This window comes from Phytobacter sp. V69 (assembly GCF_965644215.1).
Taxonomy (GTDB): Bacteria; Pseudomonadota; Gammaproteobacteria; order Enterobacterales; family Enterobacteriaceae; genus Phytobacter.
Genome location: NZ_CBFFRL010000061.1, coordinates 1 through 25717 on the forward strand (window position 1 = coordinate 1; position 25717 = coordinate 25717).

27 protein-coding genes are annotated in these 25717 nt (G+C 55.8%); 13 read left to right on the plus strand and 14 right to left on the minus strand.

All coding sequences use genetic code 11. From position 1 onward, the window contains the following. The first annotated feature begins 245 nt into the window (after nucleotides 1-245). Both nadA and pnuC read left to right on the plus strand, forming a co-directional pair. The gene (nadA, locus tag ACSZPU_RS10775; protein WP_498998472.1) at nucleotides 246-1289 is read left to right on the plus strand and encodes a quinolinate synthase NadA; all 1044 of its coding nucleotides are present in this window, start codon (nucleotides 246-248) and stop codon (nucleotides 1287-1289) included. A 37-nt stretch (nucleotides 1290-1326) separates the two neighbouring features. Further along, nucleotides 1327-2046, plus strand: coding sequence for a nicotinamide riboside transporter PnuC (pnuC, locus tag ACSZPU_RS10780; RefSeq protein ID WP_498998421.1), 720 nt, complete (start codon nucleotides 1327-1329; stop codon nucleotides 2044-2046). On the opposite strand, the gene zitB is transcribed toward pnuC, so the two are convergent. Together zitB and ACSZPU_RS10790 are read right to left on the minus strand one after the other, a co-directional pair. Further along, nucleotides 2043-2975, minus strand: a complete 933-nt coding sequence (gene zitB / locus ACSZPU_RS10785) for a CDF family zinc transporter ZitB (protein ID WP_498998423.1) — start codon at nucleotides 2973-2975, stop codon at nucleotides 2043-2045. The genes pnuC and zitB overlap by 4 nt on opposite strands. 127 nt (nucleotides 2976-3102) lie before the next feature. After that, nucleotides 3103-3480 (minus strand): protein YbgS, encoded by a 378-nt coding sequence (locus ACSZPU_RS10790; protein WP_498998474.1) that lies wholly within the window; start codon nucleotides 3478-3480, stop codon nucleotides 3103-3105. 321 nt (nucleotides 3481-3801) lie between these two features. Here ACSZPU_RS10790 and aroG point away from each other — a divergent pair, with 321 nt between their 5' ends. Then, complete coding sequence (gene aroG / locus ACSZPU_RS10795; RefSeq protein WP_498998425.1) at nucleotides 3802-4854, plus strand: 3-deoxy-7-phosphoheptulonate synthase AroG; 1053 nt, start codon at nucleotides 3802-3804, stop codon at nucleotides 4852-4854. A 184-nt stretch (nucleotides 4855-5038) separates the two neighbouring features. Here the strand turns inward: aroG and gpmA are convergent, their stop codons facing one another. The 7 genes from gpmA to modE form a co-directional block, all read right to left on the minus strand. Further along, on the minus strand, nucleotides 5039-5791 hold the full coding sequence (gpmA, locus tag ACSZPU_RS10800) for a 2,3-diphosphoglycerate-dependent phosphoglycerate mutase (RefSeq protein WP_498998427.1): 753 nt from the start codon (nucleotides 5789-5791) through the stop codon (nucleotides 5039-5041). 207 nt (nucleotides 5792-5998) lie between these two features. Then, nucleotides 5999-7039, minus strand: coding sequence for a galactose-1-epimerase (gene galM, locus ACSZPU_RS10805; RefSeq protein ID WP_498998429.1), 1041 nt, complete (start codon nucleotides 7037-7039; stop codon nucleotides 5999-6001). Next, the gene (gene galK, locus ACSZPU_RS10810) at nucleotides 7033-8181 is read right to left on the minus strand and encodes a galactokinase (protein ID WP_498998432.1); all 1149 of its coding nucleotides are present in this window, start codon (nucleotides 8179-8181) and stop codon (nucleotides 7033-7035) included. The genes galM and galK overlap by 7 nt, the downstream gene beginning before the upstream one ends. Before the next feature lie 2 nt (nucleotides 8182-8183). Further along, nucleotides 8184-9230, minus strand: coding sequence for a galactose-1-phosphate uridylyltransferase (gene galT / locus ACSZPU_RS10815; protein ID WP_498998434.1), 1047 nt, complete (start codon nucleotides 9228-9230; stop codon nucleotides 8184-8186). Nucleotides 9231-9240: 10 nt separating this feature from the next. Next, the gene (gene galE / locus ACSZPU_RS10820; protein ID WP_498998436.1) at nucleotides 9241-10257 is read right to left on the minus strand and encodes a UDP-glucose 4-epimerase GalE; all 1017 of its coding nucleotides are present in this window, start codon (nucleotides 10255-10257) and stop codon (nucleotides 9241-9243) included. Between the two features lie 221 nt (nucleotides 10258-10478). Further along, nucleotides 10479-11942 (minus strand): molybdate ABC transporter ATP-binding protein ModF, encoded by a 1464-nt coding sequence (gene modF, locus ACSZPU_RS10825; protein ID WP_498998438.1) that lies wholly within the window; start codon nucleotides 11940-11942, stop codon nucleotides 10479-10481. Nucleotides 11943-12008: 66 nt separating this feature from the next. After that, entirely contained in the window at nucleotides 12009-12797 is a 789-nt protein-coding gene (gene modE, locus ACSZPU_RS10830; protein WP_498998440.1) for a molybdenum-dependent transcriptional regulator, read from the minus strand. 131 nt (nucleotides 12798-12928) lie between these two features. Here modE and ACSZPU_RS10835 point away from each other — a divergent pair, with 131 nt between their 5' ends. From ACSZPU_RS10835 to modC, 5 genes are read left to right on the plus strand one after another with little or no spacing between them, the layout of a single operon-like run. After that, nucleotides 12929-13078 (plus strand): AcrZ family multidrug efflux pump-associated protein, encoded by a 150-nt coding sequence (locus ACSZPU_RS10835; protein ID WP_498998442.1) that lies wholly within the window; start codon nucleotides 12929-12931, stop codon nucleotides 13076-13078. Then, nucleotides 13008-13214, plus strand: coding sequence for a hypothetical protein (locus tag ACSZPU_RS10840; RefSeq protein WP_498998476.1), 207 nt, complete (start codon nucleotides 13008-13010; stop codon nucleotides 13212-13214). The genes ACSZPU_RS10835 and ACSZPU_RS10840 overlap by 71 nt, the downstream gene beginning before the upstream one ends. A gap of 30 nt (nucleotides 13215-13244) precedes the next feature. Continuing rightward, nucleotides 13245-14018 carry a molybdate ABC transporter substrate-binding protein gene (gene modA / locus ACSZPU_RS10845; protein ID WP_498998444.1) on the plus strand — a complete coding sequence of 258 codons (774 nt, stop codon included), beginning with the start codon at nucleotides 13245-13247 and terminating at the stop codon, nucleotides 14016-14018. Beyond that, a complete protein-coding gene (gene modB / locus ACSZPU_RS10850; protein WP_498998447.1) occupies nucleotides 14018-14707 on the plus strand; it encodes a molybdate ABC transporter permease subunit in 690 nt (229 codons plus the stop codon). Before modA ends, modB begins: the two co-directional genes overlap by 1 nt. 3 nt (nucleotides 14708-14710) lie before the next feature. Continuing rightward, nucleotides 14711-15769 carry a molybdenum ABC transporter ATP-binding protein ModC gene (gene modC, locus ACSZPU_RS10855; RefSeq protein ID WP_498998449.1) on the plus strand — a complete coding sequence of 353 codons (1059 nt, stop codon included), beginning with the start codon at nucleotides 14711-14713 and terminating at the stop codon, nucleotides 15767-15769. On the opposite strand, the gene ACSZPU_RS10860 is transcribed toward modC, so the two are convergent. Next, the gene (locus ACSZPU_RS10860) at nucleotides 15770-16588 is read right to left on the minus strand and encodes a pyridoxal phosphatase (RefSeq protein ID WP_498998451.1); all 819 of its coding nucleotides are present in this window, start codon (nucleotides 16586-16588) and stop codon (nucleotides 15770-15772) included. It abuts the gene before it with no gap. A gap of 149 nt (nucleotides 16589-16737) precedes the next feature. Here ACSZPU_RS10860 and pgl point away from each other — a divergent pair, with 149 nt between their 5' ends. Next, nucleotides 16738-17733, plus strand: a complete 996-nt coding sequence (gene pgl / locus ACSZPU_RS10865) for a 6-phosphogluconolactonase (protein ID WP_498998453.1) — start codon at nucleotides 16738-16740, stop codon at nucleotides 17731-17733. A gap of 53 nt (nucleotides 17734-17786) precedes the next feature. On the opposite strand, the gene ACSZPU_RS10870 is transcribed toward pgl, so the two are convergent. From ACSZPU_RS10870 to bioA, 3 genes are all read right to left on the minus strand, one after another. Beyond that, entirely contained in the window at nucleotides 17787-19070 is a 1284-nt protein-coding gene (locus ACSZPU_RS10870; RefSeq protein ID WP_498998455.1) for a putative acyl-CoA thioester hydrolase, read from the minus strand. A gap of 113 nt (nucleotides 19071-19183) precedes the next feature. Further along, nucleotides 19184-19660 carry a kinase inhibitor gene (locus tag ACSZPU_RS10875; protein ID WP_498998457.1) on the minus strand — a complete coding sequence of 159 codons (477 nt, stop codon included), beginning with the start codon at nucleotides 19658-19660 and terminating at the stop codon, nucleotides 19184-19186. Nucleotides 19661-19715: 55 nt separating this feature from the next. Further along, nucleotides 19716-21005 (minus strand): adenosylmethionine--8-amino-7-oxononanoate transaminase, encoded by a 1290-nt coding sequence (gene bioA / locus ACSZPU_RS10880; protein ID WP_498998459.1) that lies wholly within the window; start codon nucleotides 21003-21005, stop codon nucleotides 19716-19718. Between the two features lie 87 nt (nucleotides 21006-21092). Between bioA and bioB the strand changes: the two genes are divergently transcribed. From bioB to bioD, 4 genes are read left to right on the plus strand one after another with little or no spacing between them, the layout of a single operon-like run. Next, nucleotides 21093-22133: a biotin synthase BioB gene (gene bioB, locus ACSZPU_RS10885; RefSeq protein WP_498998461.1), complete on the plus strand. Its 1041-nt coding sequence runs from the start codon at nucleotides 21093-21095 to the stop codon at nucleotides 22131-22133. Further along, nucleotides 22130-23284 carry an 8-amino-7-oxononanoate synthase gene (bioF, locus tag ACSZPU_RS10890; protein ID WP_498998463.1) on the plus strand — a complete coding sequence of 385 codons (1155 nt, stop codon included), beginning with the start codon at nucleotides 22130-22132 and terminating at the stop codon, nucleotides 23282-23284. The genes bioB and bioF overlap by 4 nt, the downstream gene beginning before the upstream one ends. After that, nucleotides 23271-24023, plus strand: coding sequence for a malonyl-ACP O-methyltransferase BioC (bioC, locus tag ACSZPU_RS10895; protein ID WP_498998465.1), 753 nt, complete (start codon nucleotides 23271-23273; stop codon nucleotides 24021-24023). Before bioF ends, bioC begins: the two co-directional genes overlap by 14 nt. Next, nucleotides 24016-24738, plus strand: a complete 723-nt coding sequence (gene bioD, locus ACSZPU_RS10900) for a dethiobiotin synthase (RefSeq protein WP_498998467.1) — start codon at nucleotides 24016-24018, stop codon at nucleotides 24736-24738. Before bioC ends, bioD begins: the two co-directional genes overlap by 8 nt. Here the strand turns inward: bioD and ACSZPU_RS10905 are convergent. After that, on the minus strand, nucleotides 24680-25402 hold the full coding sequence (locus ACSZPU_RS10905; protein WP_498998470.1) for an ABC transporter ATP-binding protein: 723 nt from the start codon (nucleotides 25400-25402) through the stop codon (nucleotides 24680-24682). The genes bioD and ACSZPU_RS10905 overlap by 59 nt on opposite strands. Between the last annotated feature and the right edge of the window lie 315 nt (nucleotides 25403-25717).

Below are 25717 nucleotides of genomic sequence, written 5' to 3' on the forward strand. Positions count from 1 at the left end.
TTGGTCGCAGGTTCGAATCCTGCACGACCCACCAATGTAAAAAAGCGCCCTAAAGGCGCTTTTTTGCTATCTGCGATTTGTAAAATTCGAAATCTCCCTGTGACACTCCAGCTCGCTGCGCATTTCTTGTGACTTTTCCCTTCGATCCGCTATATTGTTTAGTATATAAAACACATTCGCCTTACCTTTGCCGAGCTGTCGTAAAAGAAAGGCATTTTGTTAAGCCAGTAAAACGAGTAAGCATGATGAGCGTAATGTTCGATCCGGAAGCCGCAATCTATCCCTTTCCACCTAAGCCTCTTCCTCTGAGCCGTGAAGAAAAAGAATTTTATCGCGAAAAAATCAAACGCCTGTTGAAAGAGCGTGATGCCGTGATGGTTGCACACTACTACACGGACCCGGAGATTCAGCAACTGGCGGAAGAGACGGGCGGGTGTATCTCCGACTCACTGGAAATGGCGCGCTTTGGGGCCAAACATCCGGCCTCAACGCTGTTAGTAGCCGGCGTGCGCTTTATGGGCGAAACTGCCAAAATACTTAGCCCGGAAAAAAAGATCCTCATGCCGACGCTTCATGCGGAATGCTCGCTGGATCTTGGCTGCCCCATTGAGGAGTTCAGTGCTTTTTGCGATGCGCACCCGGACCGAACCGTTGTCGTATACGCTAACACCTCGGCGGCAGTGAAAGCCCGTGCGGACTGGGTCGTGACGTCCAGCATCGCCGTTGAGCTGATTGAACATCTGGACAGCCTTGGTGAGAAAATTATCTGGGCGCCTGACAGACATCTCGGTAGCTATGTGCAGAAGCAAACCGGAGCCGATGTGCTGTGCTGGCAAGGGGCCTGCATCGTGCATGACGAATTTAAAACTCAGGCGCTGACCCGCATGAAAGCGCTTTACCCGGATGCCGCCATCCTGGTGCACCCGGAGTCCCCACATTCTGTGGTCAAACTGGCCGATGCCGTCGGCTCCACCAGTCAGTTGATCAACGCGGCAAAAACGCTGCCGCACAAGCAGCTGATCGTCGCTACCGACCGCGGCATCTTCTATAAAATGCAGCAGGCAGTGCCGGAGAAAGAGTTACTCGAAGCACCGACTGCCGGGGAAGGGGCGACCTGTCGAAGCTGCGCCCATTGCCCGTGGATGGCGATGAACGGCCTGAAAGCCATTGCCGAAGGGCTGGAGAATGGCGGCACCGAGCATGAGATCCATGTCGACGTCGCGCTGCGTGAAGGGGCGTTACTGCCACTTAACCGTATGTTGGATTTTGCGGCTACACTACGTTCTTAATCAGGAACAATGCGTAGGAATACGCTCTGGGGAAAAGATGGATTTTTTTAGCACGCAGAATATTTTGGTACATATCCCGATCGGCGCCGGAGGCTACGATCTTTCATGGATTGAAGCGGTGGGAACGGTGGCGGGCCTGCTTTGTATCTGGCTCGCCAGCCTGGAGAAAATCAGCAATTACGCATTCGGCTTAATCAACGTGACGCTGTTTGCCATTATCTTCTTCCAGATCCAGCTCTATGCCAGCCTGTTGCTCCAGCTGTTTTTCTTCGCCGCCAATATTTACGGCTGGTATGCCTGGTCCCGGCAAACCACATCGAATGAAGCGGTTTTGCAAATTCGCTGGCTACCGCTGCCTAAGGCTCTGGGCTGGCTGGCGGTGTGTGCGCTTGCTATCGGTTTTATGACGTTCTTTATCGACCCGGTGTTTGCCGTGCTAACCCGCGTGGCGGTCTCGATTATGCAGGCGCTGGGCCTGAATGTCGCAATGCCCGAGCTACAGCCGGACGCGTTCCCGTTCTGGGACTCCTGCATGATGGTGCTCTCCATCGTCGCTATGGTTCTGATGACGCGCAAATACGTCGAAAACTGGCTACTGTGGGTCATCATCAATGTTATCAGCGTAGTGATTTTCGCCCTGCAGGGTGTCTGGGCGATGTCGCTGGAATATATGATTCTGACCTTTATCGCGCTTAACGGTAGCCGGATGTGGATAAATAGCGCCCGTGAGCGCGGCTCTCACGCGTTCTCGAACTAATGATGGTGTGAATGGTTGTGGTCTGGCTGCGTCTCGCTGAGATGGCAGTCAGGCCAGCTACAGGGCTGATACTCCATCTGAATCGTCACATGCTCAATCTGGTAGTGATGTACCAGGAAATGTTCAATCTGCCGCAATAGCCCATCATGATCGTGTGGCGGGATCACCTGTACGTGCAGCGTCATCAACGCTTTCTCTCCCACCAGCCAGACATGCACATGATGCACATCGCGCACTTCGGAAATTGCCCGGCGCAGATGCCGTTTTAAGGCATTGATATCCAGCGACACGGGCGCACCTTCCAGCAACTCATTGACGCTCTCACGCAGCAATGCCCACGCACTGCGCAACACCAGCACTGAAACCAGCACGGAAAGTATCGGGTCAGCGGGTGTCCAGCCGGTAAACATAATGATCAGCGCAGCGATAATCGCGCCCACCGAGCCCAGCAGATCGCCGAGAACATGCAACGCTGCGGCCCGTACGTTTAAATTTCGCTCTTCATTGCCGCGATGCAGCAACCAAAAAGCCAGTATGTTCGCCAGTAACCCCAGCACGGCAATCACCATCATCGTAACGCCCGCAACAGGCTGCGGATGGTAAAAGCGTTGGATAGCTTCCCAGACGATAAAAAAAGTAATGAGTACGAGCGCTATGGCGTTAATAAAGGCGGCGAGGGTGGTCAGGCGAAGCCAGCCGAACGTGCGTCGTGGGCCGGGAGGACGACGAGCAAAATGCACCGCCAGCAGAGCGAAAAAGAGTGTGGCTGCATCTGTCAGCATATGCCCTGCATTGGCCAGTAACGCCAGAGAACCGGACACCAGACCGCCCACTACCTCTACCAGCATAAACAGGGCTGTGACGCTAAAGGCCAGAAGCAGGCGGCGCGCGTTGGCATCAGCGGGTAGGTGAGAGTGCGAATGTGCCATGGTGAGCCGTCCCGTGTAATTGGCGTTAGCAGCGTCTTACATCATTGCAGATCTTTTGTTATCCAGCAGAAAAAATTAAGGAGAGCCGAAGCTCTCCCTTTTCTGACGCAGGCTATTTTACTGCCCGTTACTGTGTCGTGCCGTCGGTTTTGGTATTGGTATCATTGCTGATGTCGCTACCAGTCTGGACTTTCTCATTGATATTTGGGCATTTACCGTCTTTACACTGCGAATTTTTATGGATTTGGTCCTTCGTCATATGTTTGTTCATATGCTTGTTGGTGTGCGTCTCGGTGTTGAGTTTCATCCCTGATGAATCCGAACCGTTTGTGCTGGTGTTCGGTGCGAGGTTTTCTTTCGCGTCCGGTGCCGTCTGTCCGGCATCGGCGGCAGCGTTTGCCTGACCGTTATTGGTTTGAGATGTCGAATCCGCTGCGAATGCCGCACCGCTTGCCAGGGGCAGCGTTGTCGTTAAGAAAAGTGTCGCTAATGTGTTCATTTTCATCATGATGCTCCTGTTCTGGTCGTTATTTACCGATTGGCTTCATCGGACTAACGTGCACGAACGAACGATCGCGCTCAGTAGTGAATGATGTTATTAACCGCCGTTAATGGCAGCACAGAATATTGCAAAACAAAATAAACTAAGTATTTACACTTAAAAAGTGTAGCGGCGTTATCGCTTTTCGCTACTTTCTGGTGTTTTTTAGGGGAATTCCAGGAATTTTCTGCCCGCAGTGTAAAATCGCGTTTACACTCCCTGGCTGACAAGTTAGATTGGAGCGATTGCATTCATTAAAATAAGTATGGCTACGCTGGAACGATCATGAATTATCTGAACGACGATTTACGCATTAAAGAGATCAACGAGTTATTACCTCCTGTCGCACTCCTTGAGAAGTTTCCTGCCACTGAAAACGCAGCTAATACGGTTTCTCATGCGCGCGCAGCCATTCATGGCATCCTGCGCGGCAGCGACGATCGTCTGCTGGTGGTGATTGGGCCTTGCTCCATCCACGATCCTGCCGCCGCAAAAGAGTACGCTGCACGTCTGCTGACTCTGCGTGACGAACTTAAAGGCGAGCTGGAAGCGGTGATGCGCGTTTATTTTGAGAAGCCGCGTACAACGGTGGGCTGGAAAGGGCTCATCAACGATCCGCACATGGATAACAGCTTCCAGATTAACGATGGCCTGCGCATTGCGCGTAAGCTGCTGCTGGATATCAACGACAGCGGATTACCGGCGGCTGGTGAGTTCCTCGATATGATCACCCCGCAATATCTGGCAGATCTCATGAGCTGGGGTGCTATCGGTGCGCGCACCACTGAATCACAGGTCCACCGCGAGCTGGCCTCCGGTCTCTCTTGCCCGGTTGGCTTTAAAAACGGCACAGACGGCACCATCAAAGTGGCGATTGATGCCATCAACGCTGCCAGCGCGCCGCACTGCTTCCTGTCGGTGACCAAATGGGGCCACTCCGCCATTGTGAACACCGCGGGTAACCGTGACTGCCACATTATCCTGCGTGGCGGCAAAGAGCCGAACTACAGCGCATCGCATGTTGCGCAAGTGAAGCAAGGACTGGAGAAAGCCGGTCTGGCAGCGCAGGTAATGATCGATTTCAGCCATGCCAACTCGAGCAAGCAGTTTAAAAAGCAGATGGACGTGGGAACTGACGTTTGTGCTCAGGTCGCCGGTGGCGAAAATGCCATTATGGGCGTGATGATTGAAAGCCATCTGGTAGAAGGCAATCAGAGCCTGGAGAGCGGCGAGCCGCTGGTCTATGGCAAGAGCGTGACCGATGCCTGTATTGGCTGGGAAGACACGGAAACTGTGTTGCGTCAGTTGGCAGAGGCAGTAAAAGCCCGCCGCAAATAAATACACTTCATCCTTTGGCCTGTCTCTTTGTTGGCCGCACTCAGAAACCCCAGTCACATAGTTAGCTATGCTCCTGGGGATTTCTTCCTTTGCCGCCTCGACACAGCCTCAAATGATTTTGTGTATTGGCCCCGCAAAGAAAAAAGCGTGGATTGCTCCACGCTTTTTTATGCAAAACGAAAAATTACTTCGCTTTACCCTGGTTTGCTACTGCCGCCGCTTTCGCCGCGATTTCGTCAGCATTGCCCAGGTAGTAGTGTTTAACAGGTTTGAAGTTTTCGTCGAACTCGTACACCAGCGGCACGCCAGTTGGGATGTTCAGCTCAAGGATTTCGTCTTCGCCCATGTTGTCCAGGTATTTCACCAGCGCACGCAGGGAGTTACCGTGAGCGGCAATGATTACGCGCTCACCGCTTTTCAGGCGCGGCAGAATAGTTTCGTTCCAGTAAGGCACAACGCGTTCGATGGTCAGCGCCAGGCTTTCAGTCGTCGGCAGCTCTTTCTCGGTCAGTTTTGCATAACGCGGATCGTGACCCGGGAAACGCTCGTCATCTTTGGTCAGCTCCGGCGGGGTTACCGCGAAGCCGCGACGCCATTGTTTGACCTGCTCGTCACCGTATTTCTCAGCGGTTTCTGCTTTGTTCAGACCCTGCAGCGCACCGTAGTGGCGCTCGTTCAGTTTCCAGGACTTCTCAACCGGCAGCCAGGCCTGATCCAGTTCGTCCAGCACGTTCCACAGGGTGTGGATGGCACGTTTCAGCACAGAGGTATAAGCAAAGTCGAAGCTGAAGCCTTCGTCTTTCAGCAGTTTACCTGCCGCTTTTGCTTCGCCTACGCCTTTCTCTGACAGATCAACGTCGTACCAACCGGTGAAGCGGTTTTCGTTGTTCCACTGGCTTTCGCCGTGACGAACCAGAACCAGCTTAGTTACAGCCATACACTTACTCCTCATAAGCCTGATTGAATGATAACAATTCTCATTATATTGCCCGGGGATGACCCGCAGCAACGATTACCCTTAACCATAGCGAAAATAGTCGCGCAGTGTAAGATGCTTGTGAATCAGCCGTTACCATTTTGTCGATGACTGGCTGATAATTCAGCGAAATGGGCAAAAAAAACCCTCCAGGCGGAGGGTTGGTTATCAGGCGGGAATAAAGTGATATTCCGTCAGGCTGACATACTCATCGCCGGGTTGCAAAATACAGCTGCCGTGAGGGTAGTCCGGGCGGTTCGGGCTGTCGGGTAAAAACTCGCTTTCCAGCGCCAGACCCTGCCACGCGTTATAAACCGTGTTTCCGCGTGCCGGTGTCCCTTCAAGGAAATTGCCGGAGTAAAACTGCAGCGCCGGGGCAGAGGTATAGACGGACATTTGCAGCTTGTTATCCGCCGACCAGACCTGGGCCGCAGGCTGGCTGACATCGCCTTTGGCCTGTAGCAGGAACGCGTGATCGTAACCTTTCACTACGCGCTGATCGTCATCGCTTAAGAAATCACGATTCAGGGTTTTCGGCTGACGGAAATCAAAGCTGGTCTGGGCCACGTTTTTCAAGTCGCCAACTGGGATGCCCATGCTGTCAACCGGCAGGTATTCATCCGCCAGCAGTTGCAGCGTGTGGCTACGCACATCGCTCTGTTCACCGTTCAGGTTGAAATAGGCGTGGTTAGTCAGGTTCACCGGGCAAGGTTTATCGGTCGTCGCCCGATACTCGATAGCCAGCCGATTATCTTCGCCAAGACGATAAAGTACGCTGGCATTTACCAGACCGGGGAAGCCCTGATCCCCATCGGGAGAGGTCAGTGACAACAGCGCTTCGCTGTCATTTTGCCGCTCAATCTGCCAGCGGCGCTTATCAAAGCCTTCCGGCCCGCCGTGCAGCTGGTTTTCACCCTGACTTGACGCGAGCGCCCAGGTTTCCCCGCCGAGGATAAACTGACTTTTGGCGATACGGTTCGCGTAACGGCCAACCGATGCGCCCAGAAACGAGGCTTGGTGAATATAGTGCTCGGGCGTGGCGCAACCGAGCAGCGCTTCGCGCACCGAACCATCGGAAAGCGGCACCCGTGCTGAAAGCAGCGTGGCACCCCAGTCCATCACTGTCACCACCATCCCCGCGCTGTTGCGCAGGGTAATCAGGCGGAAGGGCAGTCCATCAGGCGCTGCCCCGGAAGATTCATTTAGCACTGTCCCGCTCCCTGTGAAGGTTTGCACACGTAGAACGTCTCTTTGATACCGGTTTTGGCTTCGTACTGTGTCTCTACGGCTTTTTTCACCGCCGGCACCAGCGCTTCTGGCACCAGTGCCACGATGCAGCCTCCGAATCCGCCGCCGGTCATGCGTACGCCGCCTTTATCGCCGATGGTGGCTTTGACGATCTCCACCAGGGTGTCGATTTGTGGCACGGTGATTTCGAAATCGTCACGCATAGAGGCATGGGACTCAGCCATCAGCACGCCCATCCGCTGCAGGTCACCTTTTTCCAGGGCGCTCGCCGCTTCCACGGTACGGGCGTTTTCGGTAAGCACGTGACGAACGCGTTTGGCAACAACCGGGTCCAGCTCATGGGCGACGGCGTTGAACTGATCGATATTCACGTCACGTAGCGCTTTTTCCTGGAAGAAACGCGCGCCGGTTTCACACTGTTCACGTCGGGTGTTGTACTCGCTGCCCACCAGCGTACGTTTGAAGTTGCTGTTAATGATGACGATGGAAACGCCATCCGGCATGGAGACCGCTTTGCTGCCCAGCGAGCGGCAGTCGATCAGCAGCGCGCTGCCTTTTTTACCCAGCGCGGAGATCAACTGGTCCATGATGCCGCAGTTACAGCCGACAAACTGGTTTTCCGCTTCCTGACCGTTGAGGGCAATTTGCGTGCCGTCGAGCGGCAGATGGTACAGCTGCTGGAACACGGTACCAACGGCCACTTCCAGCGAGGCGGAAGAGCTCAGGCCCGCGCCCTGCGGGACGTTACCGCTGATCACCAAATCCGCGCCGCCAAAATTCTTGTTACGCTTCTGCAGGTGTTTCACCACGCCACGCACGTAGTTTGACCACTGCTGGGTGTCGTGGGTCACGATCGGGGCATCCAGCGAGAATTCATCCTGCTGGTTGTCGTAATCGGCGGCAATAATGCGCACGGTACGATCCTGACGCGGTGAACAGCTGATAACCGTCTGGTAATCGATGGCGCAGGGCAGCACAAACCCGTCGTTATAATCGGTATGTTCGCCGATCAGGTTTACGCGCCCCGGAGCCTGGATGGTATGGGTGGCAGGGTAGCCAAATTTCTCAGCAAACAGGAACTGTGTTTTCTCTTTCAGACTCATGATTAAACTCCGGATTCGCGGAAATGGATGTCACTGACCGCGCGCAGACGCTCGGCAGCTTGTTCTGCCGTCAGGTCACGCTGCGTCTCAGCAAGCATTTCGTACCCGACCATAAACTTACGCACTGTGGCGGAGCGTAATAATGGTGGGTAAAAATGGGCGTGCAGCTGCCAGTGGGTATTATCTTGTTGAATGAATGGCGCACCATGCCAGCCCATAGAGTAGGGGAATGAGCACTGGAACAGGTTATCGTAGCGGCTGGTCAGATGTTTAAGCGCCAGTGCAAGATCGCTGCGCTGTACGTCGGTTAAGTCAGTGATCCGCTGGATATGCGCTTTTGGCAGCAGCAGAGTTTCGAACGGCCAGGCCGCCCAGTAAGGCACCACGGCCAGCCAGTGTTCGGTTTCAACGACGGTACGGCTGCCGTCTTTGCGCTCACGCTCGGCGTAATCCACCAGCATCGGCGAACCGTACTGGCTGAAATATTCTTTCTGCAGCCGATCTTCGCGTTCGGCTTCATTGGGCAGGAAGCTGTTGGCCCAAATCTGACCATGTGGGTGCGGGTTCGAGCAGCCCATTGCCGCGCCTTTATTCTCAAAAACCTGTACCCACGGGTAGCGCTGGCCCAGATCGGCGGTCTGTTCCTGCCAGGTTTTCACCACGTTTTCCAGCGCGCTCAGGCTTAGTTCCGGCAGCGTTTTGCTGTGATCCGGCGAGAAGCAGATAACGCGGCTGGTGCCGCGCGCGCTCTGGCTGCGCATCAGCGGATCGTCGCTCTCCGGCGCATCCGGCGTGTCCGTCATCAATGCGGCAAAGTCATTGGTGAAGACATACGTGCTGGCGTAATCGGGGTTTTTATCCCCGGTGACGCGGGTATTCCCTGGACATAAAAAACAGTCCGGGTCATGGGCGGGCAGGGTCTGTTTCGCCGGTGTTTCCTGCGCCCCCTGCCAGGGACGTTTCGCTCGGTGCGGAGAAACCAGAATCCATTGTCCGGTCAGCGGGTTGTAACGGCGATGTGGGTGATCGACCGGGTTAAATTGCGTCATGGCCATTCCTTTAATCTGCGTAACCCTGCGGATGGCGGGACTGCCAGCGCCAGGTGTCTTGTGCCATCTCATCAAGCGTACGGGTTACGCGCCAGTTCAGCTCGTTATCCGCTTTGCTTGCATCCGCCCAGTAGGCCGGCAGATCGCCATCGCGACGCGGGGCGAAGTGGTACGCCACCGGTTTACCACAGGCTTTGCTGAACGCATTAACCACGTCGAGGACGCTGCTGCCCACGCCTGCACCGAGGTTATAGATGTGTACGCCTTGCTTGCCCGCCAGCTTTTCCATCGCCGCAACGTGACCGTCGGCCAGATCCATCACGTGGATGTAATCGCGCACACCGGTACCGTCAGGGGTCGGGTAGTCATTGCCAAATACCGCCAGTGAATCACGGCGGCCTACGGCAACCTGGGCAATGTACGGCATCAGGTTATTCGGGATACCCTGCGGGTCTTCCCCCATATCACCTGACGGATGTGCACCAACCGGGTTGAAATAACGCAGCAGGGCAATGCTCCAGTCCGGCTGGGCTTTTTGCAGGTCTGTCAGGACCTGCTCAACCATCAGCTTGCTTTTGCCATATGGGCTTTGCGGGGTGCCGGTGGGGAAACTTTCGACGTAAGGAATTTGCGGCTGGTCGCCATAGACCGTCGCGGAGGAGCTAAAAATGAAGTTTTTGACGTTGGCCGCGCGCATGGCATTAATCAGGCGCAGTGTGCCATTGACGTTGTTGTCGTAGTACTCCAGCGGTTTGGCCACCGATTCGCCAACGGCTTTCAGCCCCGCGAAGTGGATAACCGCTTCGATTGCATGATCGTGTAGGATCTCGGCCAGCAGTGCTTCGTCACGAATATCACCTTCGACAAACAGGGCTGATTTGCCCCCCAGGCGCTCAAGCACCGGCACGACGCTGCGTTTACTGTTACACAGGTTGTCGAGAATGATGACGTCATGGCCATTTTGTAGCAGTTGCACGCAGGTATGACTTCCAATGTAACCGCTACCACCCGTAACCAGAACTCTCATATATCACTCCATCAGGCGTATGTTATGAATAAACTTTAGCATAACAGAGATGGCAAAACTGTGATATGTGATAAATTAGTGGAATCGCTTACACTGCAATAAGCAATACATTCTCCGCCCTCCTAACTGATTATAAATCAGATAAATGATGACGTGATGATGCATAAATTCTGAAAATGTCATGAAAGTAGAGACGGGCTAATGCGCCCGCCTGTGAAAACTCAATCAAACTGGTAGCGCCAGCTGTCGCCGTCCGGGACAAACTGTAAGCGATGGGTGATGCACGACGGGGCGTCACCGGCATGGTGGGAGACAAACAGCAACTGCGTTTCGCCTTCGCCAATCAGTACATCAACAAAACGGCGAATCAACTGGCGGTTAAGCGGATCCAGCCCTTGCAGCGGCTCATCAAGGATCAGCAGCGTCGGGTGTTTGACCAGCGCGCGGACAATCAGCGCCAGGCGCTGTTGCCCCCATGAAAGACTGTGAAACGGCGCATCGGCGGTTTTGGCGTTAAAGCCCGCAATGTCCAGCCACTGCAGCGCCAGCTTGCGCTGTTTATCCGAAACGACCTGGTAAATGCCAATTGAGTCAAAATAGCCGGAAAGGATCACATTGCGCACCGTTGTGCTGACACGATAGTCCAGATGCAGGCTACTGCTGACATAACCGATATGCTTCTTAATATCCCAAATAGTTTCGCCACTGCCGCGACGGCGACCAAAGAGAGTTAAATCATTGCTGTAGCCTTGCGCATGATCGCCGGTGACCAGGCTAAGCAGCGTCGATTTGCCCGCACCGTTCGGCCCGCTAATTTGCCAGTGTTCGCCCGGACGAACCGTCCAGTCGAGATGGTTAATGATCGGGCGATCGTTATAGGAAACCACACCATCTTTCAGGGCAATCAGCGGCTCGCCGGAAGTCAGCTGTTCGCGGGCTGGTGGCGCATCCGGTTCCGGCAGGGCCATGCCCGCCAGATTTTCGCTATGCGCCAGTTGCGCAATCAATGCCTGCTGTAACAGCGCCGATTTTTCGCCGATTTCTGTCAGTGCACAGTCAGCCAGCACGCCCGCGTTCTGCACAAAATCCGGGATTTCATCGAAGCGGTTAAGTACCAGTACCAGGGTGTAACCGTCGGCGTTGAGCTCGGCGAGCAGTTCGGCAAGATTGTGGCGTGAGTTAACGTCCAGGCCATCGAAAGGCTCGTCAAGGATCAGTAGATCGGGTTGTGACATCAGCGCCTGGCATAGCAGGGTTTTGCGCGTCTCCCCGGTGGAGAGATATTTAAAGCGGCGTGAGAGCAGGGAGGTGATGCCAAAACGTTCGGCCAGTTGCTGGCAGCGCGCGGCGTCTTTTACCTCATCCTGGATGATTTCAGCGGTGGTGCGCCCGGTGTCGTCTTCCCCGGGGCTCAGCATATCGGTGTTATTGCGTTGCCACTCTTCACTGACCAGTTTTTGCAGCTGTTCAAATGACAGGCGGGTGATGTGCGAGAAGGTACACTGGCGGTCTCCTTTCAGGAGTGTCAATTCGCCAGCCAGCGCTTTAGCCAGCGCCGATTTCCCGCTACCGTTCGCGCCAACAAAGGCCCAGCTTTCACCAGACTGGAGCGTTAAGTGATTAATCGACAGAGTTTGGGTGTCGCCAAGACGAAACGTGCCTTGCGAAATTTGCAACGATGACATGATGTATCCCATTTTTTGCAGCGATACAAACAGGGATACGTGTTGTCAGGCAACTTGTCAATCGACTCAGCACAACGTGGCAAGAATGACCTTGTCAGCATTAAAATATGCGGTGACCTCAGCGTCTTCCTTTAGATCTTGCGCTTGTTGCACCGGAACGGTCGCGCATAGCTGCTGGCCATCCGGCAGCGCCATCAGGACTTCGCACTGCAGTTCGCCGCGCTCAATATGGCTGATGCGTCCACGGAACTGGTTATCGGCCTGCTGCGCAACGGCATCGTCCGTCGTGACGCCCACCCACGGGGCTTTTAGCAGCACCAGTACCTCTTTGCCTTCCGTCAGGTCCAGACGCTGCACGCTTTGTGTGGTGATCGCCACTTTGAGGGTGGTTGTGCCATCCGCCAGAAGCACATCCACATGCTGCTGAACCTGCTGGTGGTCGAGGGCGGTAATGGTGCCAAACCACTGGTTGCGGGCGCTGGTTTGCAGTGAAAAACGGGAAATGGCTGCCAGCAGGCTGTTTAGCGGCATAGCGTCATCATCGCTTAACACATCGAACGCTTTTTGTTGAATCTGGCCGAGCAAATCATAGAGTTGAATCAGGCGTTGACCGTAACGGGTGACGACAGCACCGCCGCCGCCTTTCCCCCCGGTAGCGCGTTCTACCAGCGTCTGTTCGCTGAGCTGATTCATTTCGTTGATGGCATCCCAGGCGCTTTTATAGCTGATGCCTGCATTCTTCGCCCCCTGGCTTATAGAACCCGTTTGTTCGATCTGCTTGAGTAGCGTAATGCGGCGCGGGTCGGCAAAAAGCCGTTCCTGAAGTTTGAGGGTAAGAAGAATTTCAGCCTGCATGGCACTTAATCCTGTCGCAAAAAGTCATTTTTGACGTAAATTAAAGTAAGTGTAATAACCGTGGCACAAAAGGAACAGGATTTTCACGTTTTTCAGGGTAGAATAGCCGCTTACATTAAATGGAGTTGACCATGTTTGAGTTATTGAAAAGCTTAGTTTTTGCCGTAATCATGGTCCCTGTGGTGATGGCTATCATCCTGGGGTTAATCTATGGCCTGGGTGAAGTATTCAACATATTTTCCAACGTTGGCCATCGCGACCGCCCCGCACAACGCCGCTAAATTAAAAAACGCCCGCCATCGCGGGCGTTTTGCTATTCAAGATGTGCATAATCCTGCCGATATCTCAGAAATAACAGTAATTCGTGATGGGTATGATCAACCCCCAGAAACATCTGGTAATATCGTTATGTTTTGACATATATAACGACACTCACAGGAGTTACTGATGGCACGTACATGGTTACGCCTTTTTGCTGGGGCTACATTATCTCTTTCTGTTGCCGGTCATGCGTTAGCTGATGAAGGGAAAATTACCGTTTTTGCGGCAGCGTCGCTGACAAACGCAATGCAGGACATTGCGGCTGCCTATAAGAAAGAGAAAAACGTCGAAGTGGTTTCGTCGTTTGCTTCTTCTTCTACGCTGGCTCGTCAAATCGAAGCGGGCGCGCCTGCTGACCTGTTCATTTCTGCTGACCAGAAATGGATGGATTACGCGGTTGAGAAAAAGAGTATTGATACCGGAACGCGCGTAACGCTGCTGGGCAATAGCCTGGTGATTGTGGCACCGAAAAGCAGTGCGCAGGGTGACATTACCGTTGACGCGAAAACCGACTGGGCAAGCCTGCTGAAAGGCGGTCGTCTGGCTGTCGGCGACCCGGAGCACGTTCCGGCAGGTATCTATGCGAAAGAAGCCCTGCAGAAACTGGGTGCGTGGGATAAATTGTCCCCGAGCCTGGCGCCAGCAGAGGACGTACGTGGTGCACTGGCACTGGTTGAACGTAGCGAAGCCCCGCTGGGTATCGTTTACGGTTCTGACGCCGTGGCCAGCAAGGGCGTGAAAGTGGTCGGGACCTTCCCGGAAAACTCTCACCAGAAAGTGGAATACCCGATGGCGATCACCGAAGGTCATAAAAACGCAACGGTTAGCGCGTTCTATGATTATCTGAAAACCCCGGAAGCTTCCGCCGTGTTTAAACGTTACGGATTTACGACACACTAATGATATTAACGGATCCCGAATTGCAGGCAGTGATGCTTAGCCTGAAAGTTTCTTCCCTCGCGGTTGTCATTAGCTTGCCCTTTGGGATCTTCTTTGCCTGGTTACTGGTGCGCTGCACCTTTCCAGGCAAAGCCTTGCTTGACAGCATCCTTCATCTTCCCCTGGTTCTCCCCCCAGTTGTCGTGGGGTATTTACTGCTCGTTGCCATGGGAAGACGTGGATTTATCGGCCAGTGGCTCTATGACTGGTTCGGTATTACCTTCGCCTTTAGCTGGCGAGGTGCGGTACTGGCGGCGGCAGTGATGTCGTTTCCGCTGATGGTCCGCGCCATTCGCCTGGCGCTGGAAGGCGTCGACACCAAACTTGAGCAGGCCGCCCGCACCTTAGGTGCCGGGCGCTGGCGCGTGTTTATGACCATTACGCTGCCGTTAACGCTGCCGGGGATTATTGTCGGCACCGTTCTGGCCTTTGCCCGCTCACTGGGCGAGTTCGGCGCGACCATCACCTTTGTCTCAAACATTCCAGGGGAAACGCGCACCATTCCTTCGGCCATGTACACCCTTATTCAGACGCCTGGCGGCGAAATGGCGGCGGCGCGTCTGTGTGCGATCTCCATTATTCTGGCCCTCGTGTCGCTGCTGATTTCAGAATGGCTGGCGCGCCTTAGCCGTGAACGGACAGGGAGATAAGTCATGCTGGAGCTGAATTTTAGTCAGACGCTGGGCACCCATCATCTGCACGTTGCCGAAAGCCTGCCGGCGAGCGGTATCACCGCGGTATTTGGCGTATCGGGGGCGGGGAAGACGTCGCTTATTAATGCAATTAGCGGCTTAACGCGCCCGGAGCAGGGACGGATCGTGCTAAACGATCGCGTGCTCTATGACGCAGAGAAAAAAATCTGTCTGCCGCCGGAAAAGCGCAGGGTCGGTTATGTCTTCCAGGATGCGCGACTGTTCCTGCACTACAAAGTGCTGGGTAACCTGCGTTATGGCATGGCGAAATCCATGGTCGGGCAGTTTGACAAGCTGGTGGCGCTGCTGGGTATCGAACAGCTTCTGGATCGCCTGCCTGGCGGGCTGTCGGGTGGGGAAAAACAGCGTGTGGCGATTGGCCGCGCCCTGTTAACCGCGCCGGAACTGATGTTGCTGGACGAACCGCTGGCGTCGCTCGATATCCCGCGTAAACGCGAACTGTTGCCGTATCTGCAACGCCTGGCGCGGGAAATCAACATTCCTATGCTCTATGTCAGCCACTCGCTGGATGAGATACAGCATCTCGCCGATAAAGTGATGGTGCTGGAGGCGGGCGCGGTAAAAGCGTTTGGTAACCTGGAAGATGTCTGGGGAAGCAGCGTGATGCACCCGTGGCTGCCGCAGGAGCAGCAGAGCAGCATTCTGAAAGTGAGCGTACTGGAGCATCATCCGCATTACGCCATGACGGCGCTGGCGCTGGGCGATCAGCATCTGTGGGTGAATAAGCTGGACAAGCCGATTCAGGCCGCGGTACGTATTCGCATTCAGGCAACGGATGTGTCGCTGGTACTGCAACCAGCCAGCAATACCAGTATTCGTAATATTCTGCGGGCAAAAGTGGTGCAAAACTACGATTTGGATGGGCAGGTGGGAGTCCAGTTGGACGTGGGCGGAAGAACGCTGTGGGCGCGGATCAGCCCGTGGGCCAGGGATGAGCTGATCATCAAACCTGGCCTGTGGCTCTACGCACAGATTAAGAGCGTATCGATCACCGCCTGATTACAGTAGCTGGCTGTAGATAAAGCTGGCGATGCTGTCGGTCGTGTTATCGCCAATCACTACGTTGGCGCGGGCTTTGACCGCGTCATCGGCATTTCCCATCGCAACGCCAACGCCTGCAGCTTCCAGCATGCTGATGTCGTTGTAGTTGTCGCCGAACGCCACTACATCTTTCATCGACAAACCTTGTGATGTGACCCACTCGGTAAGGCGTTTGCCTTTGCTGTTGCCCGCACGCGCGATATCGACCTGATCGTGCCAGGACCATTCGCATTCCAGCCCCAGCGTCTGCTCAACGGTATGGGCAAACTGCTTGAGTTTATGGGTGTCTTCGTCGGTCAGGGCGAATTTCCAGATGGCATCGACATCATTTGCGGCAGCGCGCAGTGAGTCTACCTGTGTGAAGACCGGACGCTGTTCCGGCGGCAGGGTTTGTGCCCAGTTATTGGTGCGGATGACATGACCGGTCGGCTTTTCATAGAGCATGGCGTTATCGACATACATCAGACCGTGGACGTCGTGGGATTCCAGCATCTCAATCAACTGAACCGCTTGCGAAACCGGCAGCGGATCGGCGGTTATCACTTTTTCTGCCTGATAATCATACAAATAAGTGCCATTACAGCAAATTGCAGGTGTATCGAGCGCCAGTGCCTGATAAAAAGGATGGATGGCAACGTGATGCCGCCCGGTGACAATAATTAACTGATGTCCGGCTGCTTTTGCCCGGGCAAGCGCTTCGAGAGAAGAGGGAAGCAGCGTTTTTTTGGGGGTCAGTAAGGTACCGTCTAAATCCAGTGCTAATACACGCGAGGTCATGTCGTTTTCCGTGGTCAATGATGAATTTGGCTCTTTCGGGATGGTACACCGAGTCGCGCCGTGGGCAAAATCTGCGCCCGATATTCAGCATTAACCACGAAAAAAGGCTATCCTGGTAAATTAACGCAGTATCGAGGAAAGGAGTATTCATGAAACAAACCGTTTATACCGCCAGCCCGGAAAGTCAGCAGATTCATGTCTGGCGTTTGAATCCTGAAGGCACCCTGACGCTTGTGCAGGTGGTGGATGTTCCCGGCCAGGTTCAGCCGATGGTTATAAGCCCTGACAAACGTTACCTCTACGTTGGCGTACGCCCGGAATTCCGCGTTATTGCTTACCGTATTGCGCCAGACGACGGTGCGCTGACCTTTACCGCAGAAACCGCTCTGCCGGGTAGCCCGACGCACATCTCTACCGACCACAGCGGTCGTTTCCTGTTCAGCGGTTCCTATAACGCTGGCTGCGTCAGCGTCACCCGTCTGGACGACGGCATCCCGACCGAAACGCTGGACGTGGTGGAAGGGCTGGAAGGCTGTCACTCCGCGAACATTTCGCCAGACAACCGCACCCTGTGGGTTCCGGCGCTGAAACAAGATCGCATCTGCCTGTTTACCCTGTCCGAAGACGGCAACCTGCAGCCGCAAGAACCGGCGGAAGTCACCACGGTTGAAGGTGCGGGCCCGCGCCATATCGCTTTCCACCCGAACAAACGCTTTGCCTACTGTGTGAATGAGCTGAACAGCTCTGTTGACGTATGGCAGCTGAATGATGCGCACGGCAAGATTGAATGCGTGCAGACGCTGGATATGATGCCAGCAGACTTTACCGATACCCGCTGGGCGGCGGATATCCATATCACCCCGGATGGTCGCCATCTGTATGCCTGTGACCGTACCGCCAGCCTGATCACCGTGTTCGGCGTGTCAGAAGACGGCAGCGTACTGGCTATCGAGGGCTTCCAGCCAACAGAAACCCAGCCGCGCGGCTTTAATGTCGACCACAGCGGCAAATTCCTGGTAGCGGCAGGGCAGAAATCCCACCATATCGCGCTGTATGAAATTACCGGCGAACAGGGTCTGCTGACTGAGAAATCCCGCTATGCTGTAGGCCAGGGTCCGATGTGGGTCGTGGTTAACGCGTACTGATTTTCAGGGATAAAAAAACCTCGCCGCGGCGAGGTTTTTTCGTTTCAGGAGGCTTATTTTTTCGGTTCAGCAACGACCTGGCTACCTACGCCACGGTTGTTGAATTCCCACATGCGGTTGAAGCGCGCATCGTTCAGCTGACGCTGGACGTTACCTTTATCATCCACAGCACCTGTGTTACCGGCAAACTCACGACCAGAGGCCGCCGCAGCTGCCCACGGTTTTGCAACGTTGAAGCCTTCATTGATCACGCTGTCGCGAATTACAACCTGGCCATTGGTTTTGGCATCAACGTCCAGTGAACGGCCCAGTTGTGCAATGCCGTTACCGGTAGCGGTAAAGCGGCTGTTGGTGGCCAGGAAGCCGAAATTAACGCTGGCAAGCGTAGCCGGTGCGAACACGTAGCCTTCCTGCTGAGTGCGGGAATTCACGACGCGGAAGTCTGTGTTATCAAACACCACGGCGCCGCGGCCTGCCACGATATCCACATCCCCTTCGACGTAGCTGTTGGTCACAAGCGTACGGGTCTGACGATCGTTACGCAGGGTGTTGTCTACGCTGCTGTTGGTCACGAAGAAGGTATTCTGGCGGCCCAGGATATTGACGTTGTTGAGCTGCACTTTGTCGCCATCGCTACGGAAAGCAACGGCCTGGTGGTTGCCCGCGTCAACGCTGTCGCCGAGGCTGTTCTGGATAGTCAGGTTCTGCAACTGCAGACCGTTGTTCTGAGACCAGAAGACAGCGGAGCACATCACGCCAACGGTGGCGTTGCGGTTGCTCTGGCATTTATCAAACATGTACCAGGCCGGTTTACCCGGCATGTATTTGCCTGATGGATTGACCAGTTTACGCCAGGTGGTGCTGTCCATTTCAGAGTCGATAGCCAGACCGATTTTCACGTCCAGCGGTTTTTCGCCGGTACCGTAAATGGTCACGCTGCCGGAGGCCGCAGGAACATAAACCGTGCCTTCGTAATCACCCGGCATCACGGCAATGAACTGACGATCGCTGGAGTGTTTGTTGATTGCCGCGTCAACCGCTGCCTGAATGGTGTTGTGCGTGACGCCAGGCGTACCCGCCGGGCCAACCACAAAGTTTGCCTGCGCCGGCAGACGAATAGCATAAGGCTTCCACGCGGCGGCATTTGGCGTCAGGTCGGCGAAATAATTAGCGGCAACGAAGTTCTTTGCTTCGCCTGCGGTCAGGATCGGACGAGACGCCGTGCCCGGTGCAGTTTGCTGAGAAGGCAGTTGATCCGGCGGCGTTGAGCTACAGGCGGTCAGTGTCACGCCAAAAGCCAGTGCCAGCGTCAGACGAGAAACCGAGAATGTGTTCAAGGGGTACTCCAGCTGTGCAAGTTTAAATGAGTTCGTCAGAAGCCTGCTTTTTTATACTAAGTTGAGCGAAACGGGAAGCCGATTGTGCAAATCGGCTTCAAATGAATGGTTTTTTAGCTAAAAAGGGCGGTGATGGACGCACTGGCGAGAGAATGGAAATGCACGTTAAAGCCGACCATCGCACCGCTGGCGTCGGCGTCAACTTCTATCGCCGGAACATCCAGCGCATAAACGGTGAAAATATAGCGGTGGGTTTCCCCTTTCGGCGGAGCGGCACCACCGTAACCCGCTTTGCCAAAATCGGTGCGTGTCTGGATAGCGCCGTCCGGCAGGGCGCTTAACCCGGAGCCGGAACCCTGCGGCAACACGCGGGTATCGGCGGGCAGGTTTGCCACTACCCAGTGCCACCAGCCGGAGCCCGTTGGGGCATCCGGGTCGTAGCAGGTGACGACAAAACTCTTGGTGCCGGCAGGCACCTCATCCCAGGCCAGATGCGGCGAAATATTGTCGCCATCGTAGCCCATGCCGTTGAAGACATGGAGATGGGGAAGTTTGCTCCCGTCCTGTAAATCGTGACTGATTAGCTTCATATTGACCTCCTGATTCCGGGGGGAAGTGATCCCCACAGTGTAGTGCATCCCCGCCTCAGGCGATAAACATCTCGTCTATGGTGACGGCGGCAATCACCGCCTGGGTTAAGCGCGACAACTGTTCGGCACTTATTGCATAAGGCGGCATCAGGTAAATGAGGCGACCAAACGGGCGGATCCACACTCCTTGTTCAACAAAGAAACGCTGCAACGCGGCCATGTTGACGGGCCTTGTGGTCTCCACCACGCCAATTGCCCCCAGCACGCGGACGTCAGCCACGTTGGCGCTATTGCTCACTGCCGCGAGTTCTTCACGGAGCTGGCGTTCAATCGCAACCACCTGGGTTTGCCATTCGCCGCTTTCCAGCAGGTCCAGGCTGGCGGTTGCCGCCGCGCAGGCCAGGGGATTGGCCATAAATGTCGGCCCGTGCATAAAGCAGCCCGCTTCACCGTTGCTGATGGTTTCTGCCACCTGGCGCGTTGTCAGCGTGGCGGAAAGCGTCATGGTGCCACCGGTTAAGGCTTTGCCAAGGCAAAGAATATCCGGCGCAATCCCGGCGTGTCCGCAGGCAAACAGCTTGCCGGTGCGGCCAAAGCCGGTGGCAATCTCATCGGCAATCAGCAATATCCCTTCCCGGTCGCACATTTTACGGATGCGCGTAAGCCACTCTGGATGGTACATGCGCATGCCCCCGGCACCCTGCACGATGGGTTCAAGGATCACCGCGGCGATCTCATGGCGGTGCGCGGCCATCAGGCGGGCAAAACCCACCATATCGCGCTCGTCCCACTCACCATCGAAACGGCTTTGCGGCGCAGGCGCGAACAGGTTTTCCGGCAGATAGCCCTGCCACAGGCTGTGCATGGAGTTATCCGGATCGCAGACCGACATCGCACCAAAGGTGTCCCCGTGGTAGCCATTACGGAAGGTGAGAAACCGCTGGTGTGGCTCGCCTTTCGCCTGCCAGTACTGGAGGGCCATTTTCATCGCTACTTCCACCGCCACGGAGCCGGAGTCGGCCAGGAAGACACACTCCAGATTGTCCGGGGTCATCGCCACCAGTTTGCGGCACAGGGCAACGGCGGGTGCGTGGGTGATACCGCCAAACATCACGTGCGACATGGCGTCAATTTGCGCTTTCATTGCCGCGTTGAGTACCGGGTGGTTATAGCCGTGGATGGCTGCCCACCAGGAGGACATTCCGTCTATCAGGCGCTCGCCGCTGGCAAGCGTCAGTTCGCATCCCTGTGCGGATTGCACCGGATAAACCGGCAGCGGAGAGGTCATGGAAGTGTAAGGGTGCCAGATATGGCGCTGGTCAAAGGCAAGATCGTCCGTTGTCATAATCGACTTGTAAACCAAATTAAAAACATTTAGGTTTACAAGCATAACCCAAATCGAGATTTAACAACACCCTTTGGAGAAGCCCCGATGGCTCACCAGACACGCTGGACAATGTCGCAAGTCACCTCCCTGTTTCAAAAACCCCTGCTGGAGCTATTGTTCGAAGCGCAGCAGGTTCACCGCCAGCATTTCGATCCGCGCCAGGTGCAGGTTAGTACGCTGCTGTCGATTAAAACCGGCGCCTGCCCGGAAGACTGCAAATACTGCCCGCAGAGCTCGCGCTACAAAACTGGCCTGGAAACCGAACGTTTGATGGAAGTGGAGCAGGTGCTGGATTCAGCCCGTAAGGCAAAAAACGCCGGTTCAACGCGTTTCTGCATGGGCGCCGCCTGGAAGAACCCACACGATCGCGATATGCCGTATCTTGAGCAGATGGTTGAAGGAGTGAAGGCGATGGGCCTGGAAGCCTGTATGACGCTCGGCACGCTCAGCGGCAGCCAGGCGCAGCGTCTGGCGCACGCCGGGCTGGATTACTACAACCACAACCTCGATACCTCGCCGGAATTTTACGGCAACATCATCACCACCCGCAGCTATCAGGAGCGCCTGGACACGCTGGATAAAGTGCGCGATGCGGGGATCAAAGTCTGTTCCGGCGGTATTGTTGGTCTGGGCGAAACCGTCACCGACCGCGCCGGGTTATTGCTGCAACTGGCAAACCTGCCCACGCCGCCGGAAAGCGTGCCCATCAACATGCTGGTGAAAGTCAAAGGCACACCGCTGGCGGATAACGAGGATGTCGACGCCTTCGATTTTATCCGCACCATCGCCGTGGTGCGCATAATGATGCCCGCATCGCATGTCCGTCTGTCTGCCGGACGTGAACAGATGAACGAACAAACTCAGGCCATGTGCTTTATGGCCGGGGCAAACTCCATTTTCTACGGCTGCAAACTGCTGACCACGCCAAACCCGGAAGAGGACAAAGACCTACAGCTGTTCCGCAAGCTGGGGCTGAACCCGGAGCAGACCGAGGTGCTCAACGGTGACATCGAGCAGCAGGAGCAGCTCGAACAACAGCTGATGCAGGCGGATACCGAACAGTATTACAATGCGGCTGCGGTATGAGCTGGCAACGACGCATCGAAGACGCGTTAGCCATCCGTCGACAGAATGATGCCTTGCGCACGCGCCAGTGCGTGGAGCAGGGCGCCGGGCGCTGGCTGACTCGCGATGGGCAGCGCTATCGCAACTTCTCCAGTAACGATTATCTGGGCTTAAGCCAGCATCCGGCGATTATTCGCGCCTGGCAACAGGGGGCGGAAAAGTACGGCGTCGGCAGCGGTGGCTCCGGTCACGTGAGCGGTTACACCCTGGCGCATCAACAGTTGGAGGCCGAGCTGGCCGACTGGCTGGGGTACCCGCGCGCGTTGCTGTTTATCTCGGGATTTGCCGCCAATCAGGCGGTGATTACCGCACTGGGTAATAAAGACGATCGTATCGTCGCTGACAGGCTAAGCCACGCCTCGTTGCTTGAAGCCGCAAACCTCAGCCCGGCGGAGCTACGTCGCTTTGCCCATAACGATGTCGCCCATCTCGCGACGCTGCTGGCAAAACCGATCAGCGGCGAACAGCTGGTGGTCACCGAAGGGGTATTCAGCATGGACGGCGACAGTGCGCCGCTGGCTGATATCGCCAGGGCGACCCGGCAGGCAAGCGGCTGGCTGATGGTCGACGATGCCCACGGCATCGGTGTGTGCGGTGAGGAAGGACGGGGGAGCTGCCACGCCCGGCAGGTCACGCCGGATATTCTGATTGTGACCTTCGGCAAAGGCGTTGGCGTGAGCGGGGCAGCGGTGCTGTGCAGCGAGGCGCTGGCAGAGTACCTGATCCAGTTCGCCCGCCATCTTATTTACAGCACCAGTATGCCGCCCGCACAGGCCGTGGCGCTAAGCGCCTCGCTGGCGGTGATTCGCGCTGATGATGGCGCACAGCGCCGGCAAAAACTGAACGCCCTTATCGCACAATTCCGCGCGGGCGCGCAGGCGCAAAACTTACAGGTGACCGCGTCTGACTGCGCCATTCAGCCGCTGATCGTTGGCGAAAACAGCCGCGCGTTGCAACTTGCCGCCCATTTGCGTGAACACGGCTGCTGGGTGACGGCGATTCGCCCGCCGACCGTTCCTCCCGGCACCGCCCGGCTACGCCTGACGCTCACCGCCGCCCACGAGCCGCAAGACATTGAGTGGCTGCTGGAGACATTGCATGACGCGCGTTGATAAACAAGCCGTTGCCGCCTCCTTTGGGCGCGCTGCCCGCAGTTACACCCAACACAATGGGTTACAGAAACAGAGCGCGGATTTACTGCTCTCTCATCTCTATCCAGCCCCTGTCGAACAGGTGCTGGATGCCGGATGCGGACCGGGGTTACTAAGCCGCTACTGGCGAGAGCAGGGGGCGCAGGTGACGGCGCTGGATATCTCCGCGCCCATGCTGGACGAGGCCCGCCGCAGCCAGGCGGCCACACGTTATGTGCTGGCGGATATCGAAGCCATGCCTTTCCCGTCCGCTGAGTTTTGCCTTGCCTGGAGCAATTTGGCGGTGCAGTGGTGTGATGATGTGCATCGGGCGCTGGCGGAGCTCTACCGCGTGGTGCGCCCCAGTGGGCGAATTGCCTTTACCACCCTGGTGGCCGGTTCGTTACCCGAACTGAACCAGGCATGGCGGGCAATAGATGAACAACCGCACGCCAACCGTTTTCTACCCGCTGAGCATATCCACGCTGCCTTATCAGGCTGGCGCTATCAGGCAGGCATTGTGCCCATTACGCTGCCGTTTTCTGATGCGCTGGAGGCCATGCGCTCGCTCAAAGGGATTGGGGCGACCCATCTGCATACCGGGCGTACGCGAGGGCTCACACGCGGCGGGCTGCAGCGCTTACAGCTGGCCTGGCCGCAACGTCACGGGACATTCCCGCTCACTTATCAACTATTTTGGGGAGTTATTACGCGTGACTGAACGTTATTTTGTCACCGGCACGGACACTGAGGTCGGAAAAACGGTGGCAAGCTGCGCGCTGCTGCAGGCCGCAAATCAACAAGGGCTGCGAACAGCAGGCTACAAACCGGTGGCATCTGGCAGCGATATCACCCCGGAGGGGCTACGCAACAGTGATGCGCTGGCCCTGCTGCACAACAGCAGCACAATGCTTGAGTATTCGCAGGTGAACCCCTGGACCTTCGCAGAACCAACATCGCCGCATATTGTCAGCGCGGAATCCGATACGCCCATTACGCTTGAGGGGATGTCTTCCGGGCTTAAAGCGCTGGAAACCGAGGCTGACTGGATATTGACGGAAGGGGCAGGGGGCTGGTTTACGCCGCTGTCGGAGACATTCACCTTCGCTGATTGGGTCGTAGCCGAGCAATTGCCGGTGATTCTGGTGGTGGGCGTGAAGCTGGGGTGTATCAACCACGCCATGTTAACGGCGCAGGCAGTAGAGCAGGCGGGATTGCGCTTTGCGGGCTGGATTGCCAATGATGTTCAGCCGCCAGGCCAACGGCATACAGAATATCTTGCAACGCTACGGCGCGTGTTAAAAGCCCCACTGCTCGGGGAAATCCCCTGGCTTAGCCACGCGCCGTTCGCTACACAAAACGGTCATTATCTCGATCTCAGCGTGCTGACTCCGGCGACATCCAGTTCGACAGAATCTGGTCGTCCAGCTGTCTGACATCCCCCTCAGCGACATTGCGACCGCGATGCAACAGGCAAAAGCGGTCAGCGACCCGACGAATAAACGACAGATGCTGTTCGGCCAGCAGGATAGTCATACCGAAATCCTGATTGAGCCGGACAATCAAATTCCCCAGTTTATGGATAAACGCCTGCCCCAGCCCGCGCGTGGGTTCGTCAAGAATCAACAGCCGCGGGCGATTCACCAGCGCGCGCGCCATCGCCAGCTGATGCTGATTATCTTCGGACAGCCCCGAGCCTTTCACCTGTCGTAGCGCATAAAGCTCGGGAAACAGGTCATACACCTCGCGGTTGACGGTGCTGCGGGGTTCTCCACAGGCCAGCATCGCGATGTGCAGGTTCTCCTCGACGGTCATTTGCGAGAAGATCCGCCTGTCCTGGGGGACATAGCCAATACCCATTGCGCTGCGATGTTCCGCCTGCACGTTGAGTAAATCCTGGGGAGGCGCCCCCGCTTCCTGCCAGACCATGCTACCGCTTTCAACGGGCAGATAGCCGGTAATACAGTTAATAAGCGTGGTTTTGCCCATCCCGGGAAGGCCGATAACCGAAGTACATACGCCGGGGGCGAGGTCGAGGTCGACGTTCCACAACGTATGTTGATTGCCGTAATACTGATTCACTGCACGTAAGCTCAACACGGTTCGCTCCTTATCTCCGCCTGAATGACAGAGAAACTCTTGTACTGGTCTGTGCAAAAGGCTTGCCAGAACGCAAAAGCGCCGCTTTTTTCGGAACCCACTGATGAAAGAGGTATTTAAAACGCGTTTTTGCGCAAGGGTGTCGAAAATATATGCACTTTGTCAGTGCCGGTACTGGTGGGTAATGGTGCAGCAGATCGACGAAATGTGAGCACGATCTCATGGCAATCTGCCGTTTCGTTAGATAGTGTCGTCACAAGATTTTAGCCCAGAGAGCGATGCATCTGATCTGGACGGCAGCGAGAAATGAGGCCG

Excerpts from the sequence above, each read along its gene's own strand:
- nadA (WP_498998472.1), top strand. The coding sequence starts at position 246 with ATGAGCGTAATGTTCGATCCGGAAGCCGCAATCTATCCCTTTCCACCT.
- pnuC (WP_498998421.1), top strand. The coding sequence starts at position 1,327 with ATGGATTTTTTTAGCACGCAGAATATTTTGGTACATATCCCGATCGGC.
- zitB (WP_498998423.1), bottom strand. The coding sequence starts at position 2,975 with ATGGCACATTCGCACTCTCACCTACCCGCTGATGCCAACGCGCGCCGC.
- ACSZPU_RS10790 (WP_498998474.1), bottom strand. The coding sequence starts at position 3,480 with ATGAAAATGAACACATTAGCGACACTTTTCTTAACGACAACGCTGCCC.
- aroG (WP_498998425.1), top strand. The coding sequence starts at position 3,802 with ATGAATTATCTGAACGACGATTTACGCATTAAAGAGATCAACGAGTTA.
- gpmA (WP_498998427.1), bottom strand. The coding sequence starts at position 5,791 with ATGGCTGTAACTAAGCTGGTTCTGGTTCGTCACGGCGAAAGCCAGTGG.
- galK (WP_498998432.1), bottom strand. The coding sequence starts at position 8,181 with ATGAGTCTGAAAGAGAAAACACAGTTCCTGTTTGCTGAGAAATTTGGC.
- galT (WP_498998434.1), bottom strand. The coding sequence starts at position 9,230 with ATGACGCAATTTAACCCGGTCGATCACCCACATCGCCGTTACAACCCG.
- galE (WP_498998436.1), bottom strand. The coding sequence starts at position 10,257 with ATGAGAGTTCTGGTTACGGGTGGTAGCGGTTACATTGGAAGTCATACC.
- modF (WP_498998438.1), bottom strand. The coding sequence starts at position 11,942 with ATGTCATCGTTGCAAATTTCGCAAGGCACGTTTCGTCTTGGCGACACC.
- modE (WP_498998440.1), bottom strand. The coding sequence starts at position 12,797 with ATGCAGGCTGAAATTCTTCTTACCCTCAAACTTCAGGAACGGCTTTTT.
- ACSZPU_RS10835 (WP_498998442.1), top strand. The coding sequence starts at position 12,929 with ATGTTTGAGTTATTGAAAAGCTTAGTTTTTGCCGTAATCATGGTCCCT.
- ACSZPU_RS10840 (WP_498998476.1), top strand. The coding sequence starts at position 13,008 with ATGGCCTGGGTGAAGTATTCAACATATTTTCCAACGTTGGCCATCGCG.
- modA (WP_498998444.1), top strand. The coding sequence starts at position 13,245 with ATGGCACGTACATGGTTACGCCTTTTTGCTGGGGCTACATTATCTCTT.
- modB (WP_498998447.1), top strand. The coding sequence starts at position 14,018 with ATGATATTAACGGATCCCGAATTGCAGGCAGTGATGCTTAGCCTGAAA.
- modC (WP_498998449.1), top strand. The coding sequence starts at position 14,711 with ATGCTGGAGCTGAATTTTAGTCAGACGCTGGGCACCCATCATCTGCAC.
- ACSZPU_RS10860 (WP_498998451.1), bottom strand. The coding sequence starts at position 16,588 with ATGACCTCGCGTGTATTAGCACTGGATTTAGACGGTACCTTACTGACC.
- pgl (WP_498998453.1), top strand. The coding sequence starts at position 16,738 with ATGAAACAAACCGTTTATACCGCCAGCCCGGAAAGTCAGCAGATTCAT.
- ACSZPU_RS10875 (WP_498998457.1), bottom strand. The coding sequence starts at position 19,660 with ATGAAGCTAATCAGTCACGATTTACAGGACGGGAGCAAACTTCCCCAT.
- bioA (WP_498998459.1), bottom strand. The coding sequence starts at position 21,005 with ATGACAACGGACGATCTTGCCTTTGACCAGCGCCATATCTGGCACCCT.
- bioB (WP_498998461.1), top strand. The coding sequence starts at position 21,093 with ATGGCTCACCAGACACGCTGGACAATGTCGCAAGTCACCTCCCTGTTT.
- bioF (WP_498998463.1), top strand. The coding sequence starts at position 22,130 with ATGAGCTGGCAACGACGCATCGAAGACGCGTTAGCCATCCGTCGACAG.
- bioC (WP_498998465.1), top strand. The coding sequence starts at position 23,271 with ATGACGCGCGTTGATAAACAAGCCGTTGCCGCCTCCTTTGGGCGCGCT.